Consider the following 15,283-nt stretch of genomic DNA (forward strand, 5'->3'; position numbering starts at 1 on the left):
TGGTGATCGCCGGGATCACCGCCGTTTGGGGCGGGGGGCAGCAGAGTTTGCCGCTTCCGGCGGTTTTGACGGGGCAAATGAGCGTTTTCGGCGTCGATCTTGGGCGCTACCGGCTGTTTCTGCTCCTCCTGGGCGGGACGGTGATTCTGTTGCTTCAGCTTGGCCTCGTGCGAACGCGCTGGGGGGCGCGGTTGCGGGCTGCCGTGGATTTGCCGGAGGTGGCGCGCGGTATGGGCGTTCCGGTTAACCGCCTCTTTGCCGCGACGTTTGCGCTCGGAACCGGGCTTGCCGGGTTGGGCGGCGTGCTCAGCGTGCCGCTGGTTGGGCTCGATCCGGCGTTTCCGCTGAAATATCTCACCTTCTATCTCATAATCGTGTCGGTCGGCGGTTTGGGCTCCCTGGGCGGACCGCTGATCGCGGCCTTGGGCCTTGGGGTGCTCGATGTGTTCGGAAAATATTATGTGCCGGAGGCGGGCGGTTTTCTGATTTACGCGCTAATGGTTGGTCTACTTTTGCGCTGGCCCGGCGGCCTCTTCGCGGGGCAACGCGGATGAGGCGGGCGGGGTTGGAGCCGCTGGCGTGGGTGGCGGTCGCGGCCGCCATTTTCTGGGGACTCCCCAATCATCTGGCGCTGGCGACCCATCTTGCGATTCTGGCGCTGTTTGCGCTGTCGCTGCATGTTTTGGTCGGGCTTGGGGGATTACTCTCCCTCGGGCATACCGCCTTCTTCGGGCTTGGCGCCTATACCGCCGGGCTGCTGGCGCGGGCGGGATGGAGCGAGCCGCTGACGGGCCTTGCGACGGCGGGGATGGTCGGCCTGCTCGCGGGGAGTCTCGCCGGGGCGGTCCTCGGGCGGCTGCGCGGGCTGGCCGCGCTCATGGTCACGCTCGGGCTCGGGCTGCTGCTGCACGAAGCCGCGCTGCGCCTGCCGGGCCTTACGGGCGGCGACGACGGGCTTTCTGGGGTCGAAACCGCGCCGCTCCTGGGGCTATTCAGCTTCGATCTGTGGGGAAAAACCGCCTATTGGTATGCGGTCACGCTGCTGGCCGGTGCGTTTTGGGGGATCGGCCGTCTGGAAGCCGCGCCCTTTGGGGTGAGCTTGCGGGCGCTGCACGATAATCCGATACGCCTGCAAGCTTTGGGGATTTCCCAAACGGCGCGCGTGCGCACGGCTTATGGGATTTCCGGTGCGCTCGCCGGGCTCGCGGGCGGGCTGCTGACCCAGACGACGCAGTTTGTGTCCGTTGAGGTTTTCAGCTTTCACCGCTCCGCCGATCTGCTGGTGATGCTGATTCTGGGCGGGGTTGGGCGGCGCTATGGCGCGCTCTTGGGGCCGGTGCTCTATGGGGTATTGCGCGAGGTTTTTTCGGCCTGGCACCCGGCCTATTGGGGCGCGGGGTTGGGAGTAGCCTTGATGGCGATTGTATTATTTGCCCCGCAAGGTCTCTTGGCGCTGTTTGCCCCTAAAAAAACCCGCCCCGAGCAAGTGCCGGGGCGGGCGGAATAGGATTACTTGAACTCAACGGGCGGTGGGTCGCCATAGTCCATTTGCGGCACATCGATTTGAATTGTGCTCGGGTCGAATTTGGCCGCCCCCTGAATATTGCTCAGGACCAGCTCAGGCCAAAACGCGACGATCAGAACCATGATGGCCTGAAGTATGATGAACGCAATCGAACCGCGATAGATTTGCGCCGTTGTAATCGGTGCAATCCGTCGTCCCGTTACGGAATCCTTATACTCCTTATTAGTGGCCACAGAGCGCAAGTAAAACAGCGCAAAGCCGAAGGGCGGGGTTAGGAAGGATGTCTGCAAGTTCATGCTGAGCATGACGCCGAACCAAACGAGATCGATCCCCATTTTCTCGGCAACCGGGGCCACGAGGGGCACGAGGATGAAGGCAATCTCGAAGAAATCGAGAAAGAAGCCGAGCGCAAAAAACAGCAAGTTTACGGCGAACAGGAACCCAACCGTCCCGCCCGGCAGGCTGGTTAGCAAATGTTCGACCCAGATGTCCCCGTCCACAGCCCGGAACACCAGACCGAAGATGGTGGAGCCGATCAGGATGAACATAACGAAGGTCGAAAGTTTTGCCGATTTGTCCATGGCTTCGCGCAGGAGGGCGAAGCCCAGTTTACGCTTCATTAGAGCCAGAATCAGCGCGCCCGCAGCGCCCATGCCGCCGCCTTCCGTGGGCGTGGCGATCCCTAAGAAGATTGTGCCCAGCACGAGGAAAATGAGCACCAAGGGCGGCATCAGCGAGATAAGGACCCGTTTCAGCAGGTCGGTCCCCCGCAGGCTTCGCGCTTCGGGCGGTAGCGCCGGGGCGGCTTGCGGATTGATCAACGTGACCACGAAAACGTAACCGGCATAAATGGCCACGAGCATGAGGCCGGGGAAAAGCGCGCCCTCATACATATCGCCCACCGACCGGCCCAGCTGATCCGCCATAACGATCAGAACAAGGGAGGGCGGAATAATCTGGGCCAGCGTCCCAGAGGCCGCGATAACGCCGGTCGCAAGGCTACGGTTGTAGCCGTACCGCAGCATGATCGGTAACGAAATGAGCCCCATCGAAATAACCGAGGCTGCAACGACGCCCGTTGTGGCCGCAAGAAGGGCTCCAACGAAAATCACCGCATAGGCTAATCCCCCCCGGATTGTTCCGAAAAGTTGCCCGATCGTATCCAGTAGGTCTTCGGCCATCCCCGATCGTTCCAAGATCAATCCCATAAAGGTAAAGAAGGGAATGGCGAGAAGTGTGTCATTGGACATAATCCCGAAAATACGTTCGGGGATTGCTTGCAGGAGTTGAGGGGGAATCATCCCCAATTCGATGGCAAGGAAGCCAAATAACAACCCATTTGCCCCCAGGGCAAAGGCAACCGGGTATCCGAGCAGCAAGAATAAGACCAGTCCCCCGAACATGAGGGGGGCCATATTCTCGATGATAAGCTGAGTCATGATAGCGAATGCTCCAGTTTAAAGGTTTGGAAGGGTTAGGCGTGACCCCGCCGTTCTCCTGGATCTGGGAGCATTCCCCCTAAAAAGGCCGCACGCTTGATGAGTTCTGATACCCCCTGCAATGACAGAAGCAAAAAGCCAATCGGGATCATGATCTTTACGGGCCAGCGGAGCAGCCCGCCGGCGTTGCTGGACATTTCGGTATTGGCAAACGAATCCCAGGCTATAGGCAAAGAGAGCCAGAAAACGATCACCGTGACCGGAAGCAGAAAGACGATTGTGCCGACGATATCGATCCAGGCCCGCGCGCGGGGGCCGAAGCGCCCAGAAACAACATCAATTCGGATATGCTCATTCCGAAGCAGCGTATATCCAGCCGCAGGTAAGAATATACCCGAGAATAGATACCATTGAAGTTCTAACCAGGCATTGGAACTCATATCCAAGCTGTATCGAACAAGGGCGTTAACGGTACAAACTATAACAGCAATTAAAAGAAGCCAATAAACGGCTTTTCCAACTCGCTCATTTAATTGGTCGATGCAGCGACTTAGAAAAATTATAGCGGACATATCCTCCCTCCTTTTTTTGAACGCTAGAGGGCTTCGCCTCTTTATCGCTCAGTGACGCAACGACGCGGTGGGCGCGCCGACCGCAATCCCATCGGGCCAAGCCTGTTGGATATACGAGTGGGCATATATTTATATTCTAAAAAAATTTTTAATATCAAAATTAAAAAACTTTCGTACTGGTTGACATAACAGTAGGCTGTTTCCATATCTTCGAAATGCAAACCGCCCCGATCCGTGAGAACCGAGGCGGCAGAAGGAAAATAGGTTAGGAAGGCGTGTTACTTGAACTCGATCACCTCAGGTTCGCCCTGATCCATGGGCGGAAGTTCGATCTGGATCGTACTCGGATCGAATTTCGCCGCCCCATGCACGGAATCCAACACCAACCCCGGCCAGAAGATGAGAATAGCGACCATGATGATCTGGATGATGACGTAGGGCACCGCCCCCCAGTAGATCTGCTGGGTGGTGATTGGGGCCATCGTCTTACCCGTGACCTTATCCTTGTATGCTTTCTCTGGCGCGACCGACCTGAGGAAGAACAGCGCAAACCCGAACGGCGGATGCATGAAGGAGGTTTGCATGTTCACGCCCAAGAGCACGCCAAACCAAATCAGATCGATCCCAAGCTTGTCCGCCACCGGGCCGACCAGCGGCACCAAAATGAAGGCCAACTCGAAGAAGTCGAGGAAGAAAGCCAGCACGAAGAAGAGGATATTCACTGCAATCAAGAAGCCGACTTGGCCGCCCGGCAGGCTTGTCAGTAGATGTTCGACCCACAAATCGCCGTTCACGCCCCGGAAGGTTAGGCCGAAAACAGTGGAGCCGATGAGGATGAACATAACGAAAGACGAAAGCTTCGTGGTGGAATCCATCGCCTGTTTGACAAGGCTCCAACTCAGCTTGCGCTTCATCAGGGCGAGGATCATCGCGCCCGCAGCGCCCATGCCGCCGCCTTCCGTGGGGGTTGCAATCCCAAGAAAGATGGTGCCGAGCACGAGGAAGATCAAAACCAGCGGCGGAACCAGCGAAATCATCGCGCGGCTGAACAGTTGCATGCCGCGCAGGGTCCGCGCTTCTTTCGGCAGCGCCGGAACAAAGTTTGGCTTTATAATCGAAATCAGGAAGATGAAACCGGCGTACATGGCGCTCAGCATCAAGCCCGGCAGAAACGCCCCTTCATACATATCGCCGACAGACCGGCCCAATTGGTCGGCCATGATGATGAGCACGAGGGAGGGGGGAATGATTTGCGCTAGCGTCCCCGACGCCGCAATAACGCCGGAGGCAACGCGGCGGTCATACCCATACCGCAGCATGATCGGCAGCGAGATCAGGCCCATCGAGATCACCGACGCCGCGACCACACCGGTGGTTGCCGCAAGCAACGCGCCGACGAAGATGACCGCATACGCAAGGCCGCCCCGGATGGGTCCGAACAATTGCCCGATGGTGTCCAGCAAATCTTCCGCCATTCCGGAGCGCTCCAGAATCAGCCCCATGAAGGTAAAGAAGGGAATCGCCAACAGCGTATCGTTGGTCATGATCCCGAAAATACGTTCAGGCAGGGCTTGGAGGAGTTGGATCTGAATCAGGCCAAGTTCAATGGCCAAAAGACCGAACAAAAGCCCATTGGCCCCCAGTGCAAAAGCAACCGGATAGCCGAGCAGCAAAAACAAAATGAGGCCGCAAAACATAAGCGGCGCCATGTTTTCAATCAAAAATTGTGTCATTGGATGTTACTCGCTCGCCGCTGCTCAGTGGTGGCCACGTTTTTCGCCGGGATCGGGGATCAAGCCTTGCAAGAACGCAACGCGCTTGATGAGTTCCGAGAATCCTTGCAGCGCCAATAGCGTAAAGCCGATGGGGATCAGCACTTTCGCCGGCCAGCGGATAAGGCCGCCCGCATTGCTGGACATTTCGCTGTGGATGAACGAATCCCACACCATCGGGAACGACAGATAGAGAATCAGCAGCACGACCGGCAGCAGGAAAAACAGCGTTCCGAAGATTTCGACCTTCGCCCGCGCCTGCGGGCTAAAGCGACCAACGATCACGTCGATCCGAACATGTTCGTTCCGCAGCAGCGTATAGCCCGCCCCCGGCAGAAACACTGCCGCGAAGAGATACCATTGCAGTTCCAGCCAAGCGTTCGAACTATTATCGAAGAGATAGCGGATGAGCGCATTCACCGTACAAACGATGACGGCGACCAGCAGAAACCACTTAATGCTTCCGCCAACGAATTCGTTCAGCCGGTCGATTAACCGACTGAGGGATAGTAAAGCTCCCATAAGCCCCCCTCACTTTTTGTTTTGGGGAAACAAGAGGTTAATCTTGCTTCCCCTGTTTTTGCCTGCCTTACGGGGTGCGCTGGGCGCCCGCCGTGAAGGTGAAGTTATCGAAGGTCGTTTCTGCCACCCGGAACCACAGGTACTGATCGTCACGGAAGGCCTTCCACGGTTCGTAGATTTTCTTCCATTTCGGATTGGTTTTCGCCAACTCGTCGTAGAGTTCGTAGGAAGCCTTGTGGGCCGCCTGAAGAACTTCCCGCGAGAAGGGACGAAGCACCGCACCCGAGCCAATCAACCGCTTCAGGGCGGTCGGATTTTGCGCGTCATACTTGGTCATCATGGCAATGCTGGCCTCGTAGCACGCGGCTTCTAGAATAGCCCGATACTCTTTCGGGAGCGCTTCTAATTGCTCGCGGTTCACGATCGCCGACAGATTCAACCCTCCTTCCCACCAACCGGGATAATAATAGTATTTTGCGACCTTATAGAACCCCAGTTTCTCATCATCATAGGGGCCAACCCACTCGGCCGCGTCAATTGTGCCTTTTTCCAGGGCGGGATAAATGTCACCGCCTGCAATCTGCTGCGGTACGCCGCCCAGTTTGGCGAGAACTTGACCGGCAAGGCCGCCGATGCGCATTTTCAGGCCGTTGAGATCGGCGGGGGTTTTGATTTCCTTGCGGTACCAGCCGCCCATCTGCGCGCCGGTTTGGCCCGCCGGGAAGCTGACGATATTATAATCTTTCAAAAACTCGCCGACGAGTTCCTTCCCGCCGCCCTGATACATCCAGGCGAGATGCTGGCGGGTATTGAGGCCGAAGGGAATGGTGGCTTCGAAGGCGAACGTCGGGTCTTTGCCGACGTAGTAATACATCGCCGTATGGCCCATTTCGACGGTTCCGGCCTGGACCGCGTCCAGCACCTGCAAACCGGGAACGAGTTCGCCTGCGGCGAAAACGCGAATTTGGAATTTACCGCCCGTGGCCGCCGAAACGCGCTGGGCAATGGTTTCGGCCCCGCCGTAGATCGTATCCAGGCTTTTCGGGAAGCTGGAGGCGAGACGCCATTTAATTTCGGGCTGGGATTGCGCGATGGCCGGTGCCGCAATCGTGGTGGCGGCGGCACCAATCCCGGCGGTCTTTAAAAACGCACGACGTTCCATGAATATCCCCTCAACCTAAAGGTCGGCAGGACGGGTAGGCGCGTTCGTTCTCGAACCGAACTGTTAAGGCCCCTCCCCAATCGTCCGACGGTTTTTTTATAACGCTGTATCGGTTCGTTGCCGCGAAGATAGGCTTTTGGGTTAAAAGCGGGAGAGCTACCTTCGTAGGGGGCAAGGCTCGCACTACACATCAGGAGAGGGGTGCGCGTGGAAGCTTGGGTCGTCATAGCGGTTTCGGCGGCCTATATCGCCCTACTGTTCGGCATTGCCTGGTATGGCGACCGGCAGGCGGCGCTGGGCCGTCCGCCCTTGCCGTTTCTGTGGCGCAGCGGCGTCTTCTTTGCGCTGACGCTGACGATTTATACGACAACGTGGAGCTTTTACGGCTCGGTCGGGCGTGCCTCAACCGGCGGGTTCGACTTTCTGCCGATCTATCTGGGGCCGACGCTCGTTCTGCTGTTCGGTCGGCGCATGTTGCGCAAGGCGATTACGGTGGTGAAAGCGCAGAACATCACCTCAATTGCCGATTTTCTGGCCGGGCGCTACGGCAAAAGCCAGGGGCTCGCGGCGCTGGTCACGCTGACGGCGCTGGTTAGTCTCTTGCCCTATATCGCGCTGCAATTAAAAGCCCTGGGCAGCAGTTTCGATGGGTTGACGGGACAGGGAGCACTGCCGTCCGATCCGATTTGGTCCGACACCGCCTTTGCCGTTACGGTGGCGATGGCGGTTTTTTCGATTCTCTTCGGCGTGCGCCATATTCATGCCAGCGAGCGGCATCGCGGCCTGTTGCTGGCGATTGTGTTCGAAAGTCTCGTCAAGCTCGCGGCCTTTATTGCGGTGGCGCTGTTCATCGTCATGCGCCTGCCCGAAGGGCCGGTGGAACTGTTTCAGATCGCAGCGCGGCAGCCGGAATTGGCGCGGCTGCTCGATCTTGATTTGCTCGCCCCAACCTGGGTGAGCAATACGGTTATCGCGTTTTTTGCCTTCTTCTGCATGCCGCATAAGTTCCACGTGCTGATGGTGGAGAATGAGGATAGCCGCCATTTGCGCCAAGCTGCGTGGATTTTTCCCGCCTATCTGCTCGTCTTCTCGCTGTTCATTGTTCCCATTGCCTTGTCGGGCCTGTTGTTGGTGGGGCAGGGCACGCTGAACCCGGATACTTTCGTTCTGGCCCTGCCGCTACGGCTGGGGTCGCCGGAAATGGCGCTGCTGGCTTTCATCGGTGGGCTTTCGGCGGGGACGGGGATGGTGATCATCACCGTCGTCGCCCTCAGCACGATGGTTTGCAATGATGTGGTGATGCCGTTGCTGCTGCGCCGGGCGGCGTTTCGGCAGGAGCGCGATTTAACGCGGGTTCTGCTGTTCATCCGCCGTGCCGCGATTGTGGTCATTCTGCTGCTGGCGTTTCTCACCTATCGGCTGATTGGCGAGAATTATGCACTCACCACGATTGGGCTCATGTCCTTCGTTGCGGTCGCCCAGTTCGGCCCGGCGTTTTTGGGGGCGCTCTATTGGCGGCGGGCGACGCGGGCGGGGGCCGTGGCCGGGATTACCGCCGGGCTGTTCATTTGGGCCTACACGCTGCTGCTTCCGGCGATTATGGTGCTGCGGCGCGTCGATTTCGCCTTTTTGCAGGCGGGGCCGTGGGGGCTGGAGTTTCTATCGGCCCATGCGCTGTTCGGCTTCGCCGAGTTTGACGCGATTTCCCACGCGACCTTCTGGAGCCTGCTGGCGAATCTCGTTTTCTATATTTTGGTTTCAGGGTTCACCCGACCGTCTGTCGTGGAGCAAGCCCAGGCAAAAGCCTATGTGGACGCGGTGCCGAACCCCGAGCCACTGCGCCCGCGCCTCTGGTCGGTGCTGACGCGGCTGACCGATCTGCGCGCGATAGCCACGCGCTACTTGGGTGAGGAGGCGGGGGGCGAGGCGTTCGACCGCTTCATCGCCGCACGCTATGGCGAGGCGGAGCCCTTCTACCGGGAAGGGCTCGCCGATCTCGAAGCCGTCCGTTTCACCGAACATCTGCTGGCGGGGGCGATTGGGTCGGCCTCGGCGCGGGTCGTAATGGGGGCGTCGCTGAAGCGGCGGGGGCTGTCACGCGGCGATGCACGGCAGATGCTCGATCAGGCGTCGGAAGTGATTCGCAGTCAGGCCGATCTGCTGCGCGGCACCATCGACAGCGTGCGCCAGGGAATCTGCGTCCTCGACCGGGATTTGACCGTGCTGATGTGGAACCGGCGCTTTCTCGATCTGTTGGATTTCCCGCCCAATCTGGTGCGCGTCGGCGTGCCGATGGCGGAACTCGTGCGCTTCAACGCCGCGCGGCGGGACTATGCGGCGGGCGATATCGATGCGCTGCTGGTCAACCGCTTTGATGATATCGAAGAATGGCCCTACCGCCACGAGCGCAGCCGCCCCGACGGCACCGTGATCGAAATGCTCACCGATCAGATGCCCGGCGGCGGCTATGTGACGACCTATACCGATATTACCGAACGGCATCTAGCGGCGGCGCGTCTCAAGGAGATCAATGAGACCCTTGAAGCACGGGTGCGCGAGCGCACGGAGGCGCTGCAAGCCGCTAAAGCCGAGGCGGAGCGCGCCAATTCCAGCAAAACCAGTTTTCTTGCGGCGGCCAGCCACGATTTGATGCAGCCGCTCAATGCCGCCCGCCTGTTCACCACGGCACTGGGGGAGCGGCTTCAGGACGGCAATGCGGCGGCGGGCCAAGAAATGGTCCAGCATATCGCCGCCTCCTTGCAGTCGGTCGAACAATTGCTGGCGGCATTGCTGGATATTTCGGCGCTGGAAGCCGGGGCGATGCGGGCGCAGAAGCGCGATTTCGCCCTGGGGCCGCTGCTGGAGCGGCTGGCGGTCGAAGTCACAACGCTGGCCGCCGACCGGCCCGCCCATCGCCCCTTGCGCGTGCGCTTCGTGCCGACGGCGGCGCGGGTGCAGACCGATCCCGATTTACTGCGGCGGATCGTGCAGAATTTCCTGACCAATGCCGTGCGCTACACGTCGCGCGGCAGCCTGTTGCTCGGCTGCCGATCCCAAGGCGATAAGGTGCGGATTGAGGTTTGGGATACCGGGATCGGCATTCCCGAAACCCGCCAGCAGGAGATTTTCGAAGAGTTTCGCCGCCTTGCCCCCAGTGCCGACGATGGAAGGGCGGGGCTCGGTTTGGGGCTTGCGATTGTAGATCGCATCGCGCGCGGGCTCGATCACCCGATTAGCGTTCGTTCCTGGCCGGGGCGCGGTTCCTGCTTCGCCGTAACCGTGCCGCGCGCCCTAACGCCCACGCCGCCGCCGGTAGCGCCAGCGGCGGCCCGGCAACCGGCGCACCCCGGCCTATCCATTCTCTGCGTCGATAATGACGCCGCGATTCTGGCCGGAATGCGGGTTTTGCTGGAAGGCTGGGGGTGTAGCGTGCGCACGGCGGCAACCCCTGCCGAAGCGCGCGCGACCTGGGCGGCGGCGCCCCCGGCCCTGGTGATCGCCGACTACCATCTGGAAGCCGAGATCGACGGTCTCGCCCTGCTCGAAAGCCTGTCGACAGCGTCGAACCCCGTCGCCCGGCTGCTGCTGACAGCGGACCGATCGCCCGCCCTGCGCCAACAAACCCAAGCCGCCGGGATTCAACTTTTGTATAAGCCCTTGCGCCCTGCGGCTTTGCGCAGTTATCTCAGTGCCCTGGCCGCTCAAGCGGAGGATGCCCCTAAGTGACACCGCGTTTCCTGATTGCCGACGATCACCCGCTGGTGCGCGCCGCCCTCAGCGAAACCTTGCGCCGCCGCTGGCCCGAGGCCGAGCTTCTGGAAGCGGCGGATTTTGAAAGCGCAATGGCTGTCCTTGCGTCCATTGACCCATCTGGTGACGAGGTGGATCTGGTCCTGCTCGACCTGACGATGCCCGGTAGCAATGGCTTGATGGGGTTGATGCTCCTGCGCGCCCATGCGCCGACGGTGCCGGTCGCCGTGGTCTCGGCGCAGGAGGATGCGGAAACGGTGCGGCGTGCGCTGGCGTTCGGGGCGGCGGCCTTCATTCCGAAATCGGCCTCGGTCGAGACGATCCAGGCCACGATTGACGCGGTCTTGCGCGGCGACCTTGTGGGGCTTACGTCCGAGGGCGTCGAAGCCCCGGTAGATGCCGACGACCGCGACCTGTATCGCCGCCTCGCCACGCTCTCGCCGCAGCAGTTGCGCGTGCTGGCGATGATCGGGGAGGGCAAACTCAATAAGCAAATCTGTTTTGAATTGGGGATCGCCGAGCAAACGGTGAAGGCCCACGCCAGTCAGATTTTCCGCAAGCTTGGCGTCGTCAGTCGCACTCAGGCGGCCTTGGTGTTAAACCGGCTGTCGCCTTCGGCGGGTTAACCGCGCGCCGGAAGCGTGCGCAGGCGCGCGGCAATCTCTTGGCTGACGGCGGAAATCGCGCGGTTCATACTGGCGACCGCCGCCGGAAAGCCCGCGCCACTGCCCTTCTCTTGCCGTGAGAGGCGGGCCGAGGCCACTTCGGCGCGGCTATTTGCATCAATGATAATCCAGCGCCCGCCCAAGGCGGCGCTGCCATCGGGCGCGATTTCGAAGCGCGTGATATCGAGGTAGATTTCGTAATCGAGATGCCCCACGGCGCGGCCCGATTGCAGCAATTGGGCTTCTACGCCCAGGAGACGCGAGAGGTTTTCGGTCAGCACGCGCGAGAGGGTGACGGGCAGCCGTTCGGCCCAACGATCACTTTCGACCGCGCTCACCTCATTGCTGCCCGCGCGCACCACCAGTTCCGGGCGGTCGAGATATTCGGGAACCTGGGTCGCGCCGATACCCAGCGCAAGGCGTTGATCAAGGCGCGGGGCGGGGCTCACAACCTCCAGCGGGTCGAGCACATAGAGGCGCGCGGGCGGCGCACTCGTTAGGCAGCCGGTGAGGGCAGGGGCGATCAGGCCGAGGAAAAAAGGCAGGCGGGTCATTCTATCGCTTTCCGACAATCAGGGCATTGGGGTTGCGCTCCAACTGTTCGGCAAAACCGCGCAGCGAGCGCGTGACATAATTGAGATTGCGCAACACTTGCTCCAAATCGGCGCGCTGGGCCGAGGCGGGGCCGATCAGGCTATTGGCGGCTTGGACGGCCTGTTCGGTGGCTTTAAGCGTCGCATTCGCCTGAGCACTGAGGGCGAGTAACTGCTTGTCGGCATCTTGGGCCAATTTTCGCGAATCGCCCATCAGGCCGGACACGTCGGTTTGCGTCGCTTTGGTCGCCTGCTGGATGGTTTGCAGCGTGGTGCGCGCTTCGGCGAGCGTGAGTTCGAGCGACTGGCTGAGCGGGCCGATGGCACTTTTCGCCGTGGTCGCGGCTTGCTCCAAGGCTTCCGCCCCGCGCGCGCCGCTAGTCAGGAGGGTTTTGATTTCCGGCGAGGTTAGCAGATCGTTGAGGTTGCTCAGAACGGCCAAAGCGGTTCCCGCTAAATCCTGCAAGGGCAAGGACCCCACGCTTTCCAGCAGTGAGTCGAAGCTGGAGCGCAGCGTCGGGATTTCCATCGCCTGCCCGGCGGCCTTATCGGGTGGCGGGGCGGCCGGGAAGAAGTCGAGATTGACCGACACGAGGCCGGTCACGAAGCTTTGCACCTGCAATTGCGCGCGCAGGCCCTTATCGATGGCCTCGTTCAAGCTTTCCGAGAGCGAGCGGGCCGCGCCGACGAAGGCAACCTTATCGGTATCGATTTCCAGTTCCACGGGAATGCGGGCCTGGAACGTGTCGGGAATAAGCTGAAGCTGAATGCTTTTGACCTGGCCGATGCGTACCCCCCGGAACGTCACGGGCGCGCCGACCGCAAGCCCGCTGACCGATCCATCGAACCGCGCGATGGCCACTTCCTTCGCCTCACGGCTGAACAGCCCGGAGCCGAAGGCGGTGAGGCCGCCGATGCCCAGGACCAATGCCCCGAGAACAAAGCCGCCGATAACGACCGGGTTGGCGCGTTTACTCATCGTTTAAAGCTTTCCCGTGTCATGGATCAGGCGCGGCGCAGGGTACTAAAGAAACCATCCACTTGGCGGCGCAGGGTTTCGGCTTGTTCGGAAAGTTCGAGAGCGGCGGTGCGCACGTCCGCCGCGCCGCTGCCGGTGGCAACGGCGGATTGGTTGATCCGATCCACCGTATTGAGAACTTTTTGGGTTCCCTGGGCCGCATTTTCCGAATTGCGCACGATTTGGGCGGTGGCGGTGCTTTGCTCGTCGATGGCGCGGGCAATCGCGGTAGCGCTATCGTTGACGGAGGTAATCGTTCCCGCGATTTCTTGAATGCCGCTTAGGGTTTCGTGGGTCGCGGCTTGGATTGCGGCAATCTGTTGGCTGATTTCGTCGGTGGATCGGGCGGTTTGGCTGGCGAGATTCTTCACCTCGGTCGCCACCACGGCAAAGCCTTTCCCGGCCTCGCCCGCGCGGGCGGCTTCGATGGTTGCGTTCAGCGCCAGAAGATTGGTTTGGCTGGCAATATCGGTAATCAGTTTCACCACGTCGCCGATTTGCTGCGTGCGGTCGGCGAGCCCCTGCATGGTGCCCTTGGTGCGGCTGGCCTGATCCATCGCTTCGCTGGCGATTTTGGTGGAATGCAGCACCTGCTGGCGGATTTCATCGACCAGTTTCAGCAGTTCGCGCGCGGCTTCGGCGACGGTATCGACGCTGCGGGCGGCGTCCCCAGAGGCGACGGCCACGGTGCCCGATTGCTGCGTTGTCTCATTCGCCGAGGTTGCAAGGCGGTTCGCCGTAGTTTCCAAAAGCGCGGCGGCTTGGCTGATCCGCCCCAGCGCCGTCGTGGTTTGGGCATCGAAGGCCACGACATTCTCTTCTAGCGCAGCGCGCTGAGTTAGGCGGCGTTCGGCCTCTTCCCGCGCTTGCCGGTCGAAAATGCGGGCCTGATTGGCGGTTTCGGTATAGGCGATAAAGGCTTTGGCCAGTACGCCCACTTCATCGCGGCGTTTTGCCGTGGCCGGATCGACGACGACATCAACGGTCGTGCCGTCCGCCGTGCCCGCCATGCCGCGTGCAATCAGCGTCAGCGGCTGAGAAATCAACCGATGGGCGACGAGAATGGCAAGCCCGAGCGAGGCGGCGAGTCCGAGGAACGTTAGCGCCAATAAATCCCGGATGGTGTCGCTGTAAAGCTCGCTGCCGCGCACGATATTATCGCCGAATTTCGTAAAGTTCGGTTGCTGGATCAGATTGACCTGTTCGGGCAGGCTTTGCACGAGTTTGCGCACATTGGCGAGACGTGCAGCATCGGGACTGTTAATTAGCGCCTGCGCTTCGGTTTTAATCGATCCAAAGGTGGTTTCGATGGCCTTCAGCGGGGCCAACGCGCTGGGCGTACCGATAGCCGCATGCAAAGCTGCAACGGATTGGCTTGCCTTGTCCAAATCCTTACCGAGCTGGGCCGCAATTGCGGGACGGTCGGTAGCGCTGACCGAGGCGAGATGTTCGAGATGCTGGGCGATAACGAGCACATCGACCATCACCACATCGGCCGTATGCACTTCGGTTGTTGCCATCAACAGATCATCGACCACGACCGGAATCGCGCCGACCCGCAGGATACCGAGCACGGCCACGGCAATTGTCGCCATCGCGATCAAAATGAAAGTAACGCAGAGCTTCCAAATGAGTGGAAGATTTTCGATCAGCCGAATCATCGCGTTGCTCTCAGGTTGGGGCGCTCGTTGAGCATTTTTAGCATAATATGAGGCTTTTCTGAGAAATCTTAATCGGACACGGTTAGGACTTCATCACGCCCCGGCGCAAGAAGGCTTGCACTTGCGGCTCTGTGCAGGTTTCCAGCAGCGCTTTCGGCGGCCCGTGCGCAATCGGCGTGCGGGTTTCGGCGTCAAGAAAGATCGAATTATCGGCGATAGCGAAAATACTGGCGAGTTCGTGGGTAACGATGACGACGGTCGCCCCCAGCGAATCGCGCAGTTCCAGAATAAGATCGTCCAGCCGTTTCGAGCTGATCGGGTCGAGCCCCGCCGAGGGTTCGTCGAAAAACAGAATATCAGGATCGAGCGCAATGGCGCGCGCAAGGCCCGCGCGCTTACGCATTCCGCCAGAGATTTCCGCAGGCATATAATCTTCAAACCCGCGTAAGCCGACGAGGGCGAGTTTCAACGCCACCAATTCTTCAATCTCGGGTTCGGTCAGGCTGGTATAGGTGCGGATCGGCAGCGCGACATTTTCGGCGAGCGTCATCGAACTCCATAGCGCGCCGCTTTGGAACAACACGCCGAAGCGCCGGGTGAGGCT

General features: G+C 60.3%; 12 protein-coding genes and 1 pseudogene. 4 read left to right on the top strand and 9 right to left on the bottom strand.

Annotation, left to right across the window (positions count from 1 at the left end; translation table 11 throughout):
* Together ACIQ36_RS11105 and ACIQ36_RS11110 are read left to right on the top strand one after the other, a co-directional pair.
* Positions 1-554, top strand: a pseudogene (locus ACIQ36_RS11105) (branched-chain amino acid ABC transporter permease); the annotation flags it as partial.
* Positions 551-1,507, top strand: a complete 957-nt coding sequence (locus ACIQ36_RS11110) for a branched-chain amino acid ABC transporter permease (RefSeq protein ID WP_395829171.1) — start codon at positions 551-553, stop codon at positions 1,505-1,507. The pseudogene ACIQ36_RS11105 and the gene ACIQ36_RS11110, both read left to right, overlap by 4 nt.
* A gap of 2 nt (positions 1,508-1,509) precedes the next feature.
* On the opposite strand, the gene ACIQ36_RS11115 is transcribed toward ACIQ36_RS11110, so the two are convergent.
* From ACIQ36_RS11115 to ACIQ36_RS11135, 5 genes are all read right to left on the bottom strand, one after another.
* Positions 1,510-2,964 (bottom strand): TRAP transporter large permease subunit, encoded by a 1,455-nt coding sequence (locus ACIQ36_RS11115; RefSeq protein ID WP_395829173.1) that lies wholly within the window; start codon positions 2,962-2,964, stop codon positions 1,510-1,512.
* A 35-nt stretch (positions 2,965-2,999) separates the two neighbouring features.
* Positions 3,000-3,536, bottom strand: a complete 537-nt coding sequence (locus ACIQ36_RS11120) for a TRAP transporter small permease subunit (RefSeq protein ID WP_395829175.1) — start codon at positions 3,534-3,536, stop codon at positions 3,000-3,002.
* 278 nt (positions 3,537-3,814) lie between these two features.
* Complete coding sequence (locus tag ACIQ36_RS11125) at positions 3,815-5,269, bottom strand: TRAP transporter large permease subunit (protein ID WP_395829177.1); 1,455 nt, start codon at positions 5,267-5,269, stop codon at positions 3,815-3,817.
* A gap of 24 nt (positions 5,270-5,293) precedes the next feature.
* Positions 5,294-5,830: a TRAP transporter small permease subunit gene (locus tag ACIQ36_RS11130; RefSeq protein ID WP_395829179.1), complete on the bottom strand. Its 537-nt coding sequence runs from the start codon at positions 5,828-5,830 to the stop codon at positions 5,294-5,296.
* Positions 5,831-5,897: 67 nt separating this feature from the next.
* Positions 5,898-6,992 (bottom strand): TRAP transporter substrate-binding protein, encoded by a 1,095-nt coding sequence (locus ACIQ36_RS11135; protein ID WP_395829181.1) that lies wholly within the window; start codon positions 6,990-6,992, stop codon positions 5,898-5,900.
* Positions 6,993-7,199: 207 nt separating this feature from the next.
* Between ACIQ36_RS11135 and ACIQ36_RS11140 the strand changes: the two genes are divergently transcribed.
* Both ACIQ36_RS11140 and ACIQ36_RS11145 read left to right on the top strand, forming a co-directional pair.
* On the top strand, positions 7,200-10,718 hold the full coding sequence (locus ACIQ36_RS11140) for a NahK/ErcS family hybrid sensor histidine kinase/response regulator (RefSeq protein WP_395829183.1): 3,519 nt from the start codon (positions 7,200-7,202) through the stop codon (positions 10,716-10,718).
* Positions 10,715-11,368 (top strand): response regulator transcription factor, encoded by a 654-nt coding sequence (locus tag ACIQ36_RS11145; protein WP_395829185.1) that lies wholly within the window; start codon positions 10,715-10,717, stop codon positions 11,366-11,368. The genes ACIQ36_RS11140 and ACIQ36_RS11145 overlap by 4 nt, the downstream gene beginning before the upstream one ends.
* Here ACIQ36_RS11145 and ACIQ36_RS11150 read toward each other — a convergent pair.
* From ACIQ36_RS11150 to ACIQ36_RS11165, 4 genes are all read right to left on the bottom strand, one after another.
* A complete protein-coding gene (locus ACIQ36_RS11150; RefSeq protein WP_395829187.1) occupies positions 11,365-11,961 on the bottom strand; it encodes a membrane integrity-associated transporter subunit PqiC in 597 nt (198 codons plus the stop codon). The two genes, ACIQ36_RS11145 and ACIQ36_RS11150, sit on opposite strands and share 4 nt — an antisense overlap.
* 1 nt (position 11,962) lies before the next feature.
* A complete protein-coding gene (locus ACIQ36_RS11155) occupies positions 11,963-12,979 on the bottom strand; it encodes an MlaD family protein (protein ID WP_395829189.1) in 1,017 nt (338 codons plus the stop codon).
* A 26-nt stretch (positions 12,980-13,005) separates the two neighbouring features.
* The gene (locus tag ACIQ36_RS11160; protein ID WP_395829191.1) at positions 13,006-14,679 is read right to left on the bottom strand and encodes a methyl-accepting chemotaxis protein; all 1,674 of its coding nucleotides are present in this window, start codon (positions 14,677-14,679) and stop codon (positions 13,006-13,008) included.
* Positions 14,680-14,761: 82 nt separating this feature from the next.
* On the bottom strand, positions 14,762-15,283 hold a 522-nt coding region (locus ACIQ36_RS11165; protein ID WP_395829193.1), incomplete at its 5' end, for an ABC transporter ATP-binding protein.

The sequence above is a fragment of the Elstera sp. genome (assembly GCF_044372965.1).
In the GTDB taxonomy this organism is placed as follows: Bacteria; Pseudomonadota; Alphaproteobacteria; order Elsterales; family Elsteraceae; genus Elstera.

Bases quoted from the DNA above. Each gene is read 5' to 3' on its own strand.
- ACIQ36_RS11115 (WP_395829173.1), bottom strand. From the start codon at position 2,964: ATGACTCAGCTTATCATCGAGAATATGGCCCCCCTCATGTTCGGGGGA.
- ACIQ36_RS11120 (WP_395829175.1), bottom strand. From the start codon at position 3,536: ATGTCCGCTATAATTTTTCTAAGTCGCTGCATCGACCAATTAAATGAG.
- ACIQ36_RS11150 (WP_395829187.1), bottom strand. From the start codon at position 11,961: ATGACCCGCCTGCCTTTTTTCCTCGGCCTGATCGCCCCTGCCCTCACC.
- ACIQ36_RS11160 (WP_395829191.1), bottom strand. From the start codon at position 14,679: ATGATTCGGCTGATCGAAAATCTTCCACTCATTTGGAAGCTCTGCGTT.
- ACIQ36_RS11135 (WP_395829181.1), bottom strand. From the start codon at position 6,992: ATGGAACGTCGTGCGTTTTTAAAGACCGCCGGGATTGGTGCCGCCGCC.
- ACIQ36_RS11155 (WP_395829189.1), bottom strand. From the start codon at position 12,979: ATGAGTAAACGCGCCAACCCGGTCGTTATCGGCGGCTTTGTTCTCGGG.
- ACIQ36_RS11130 (WP_395829179.1), bottom strand. From the start codon at position 5,830: ATGGGAGCTTTACTATCCCTCAGTCGGTTAATCGACCGGCTGAACGAA.
- ACIQ36_RS11125 (WP_395829177.1), bottom strand. From the start codon at position 5,269: ATGACACAATTTTTGATTGAAAACATGGCGCCGCTTATGTTTTGCGGC.
- ACIQ36_RS11110 (WP_395829171.1), top strand. From the start codon at position 551: ATGAGGCGGGCGGGGTTGGAGCCGCTGGCGTGGGTGGCGGTCGCGGCC.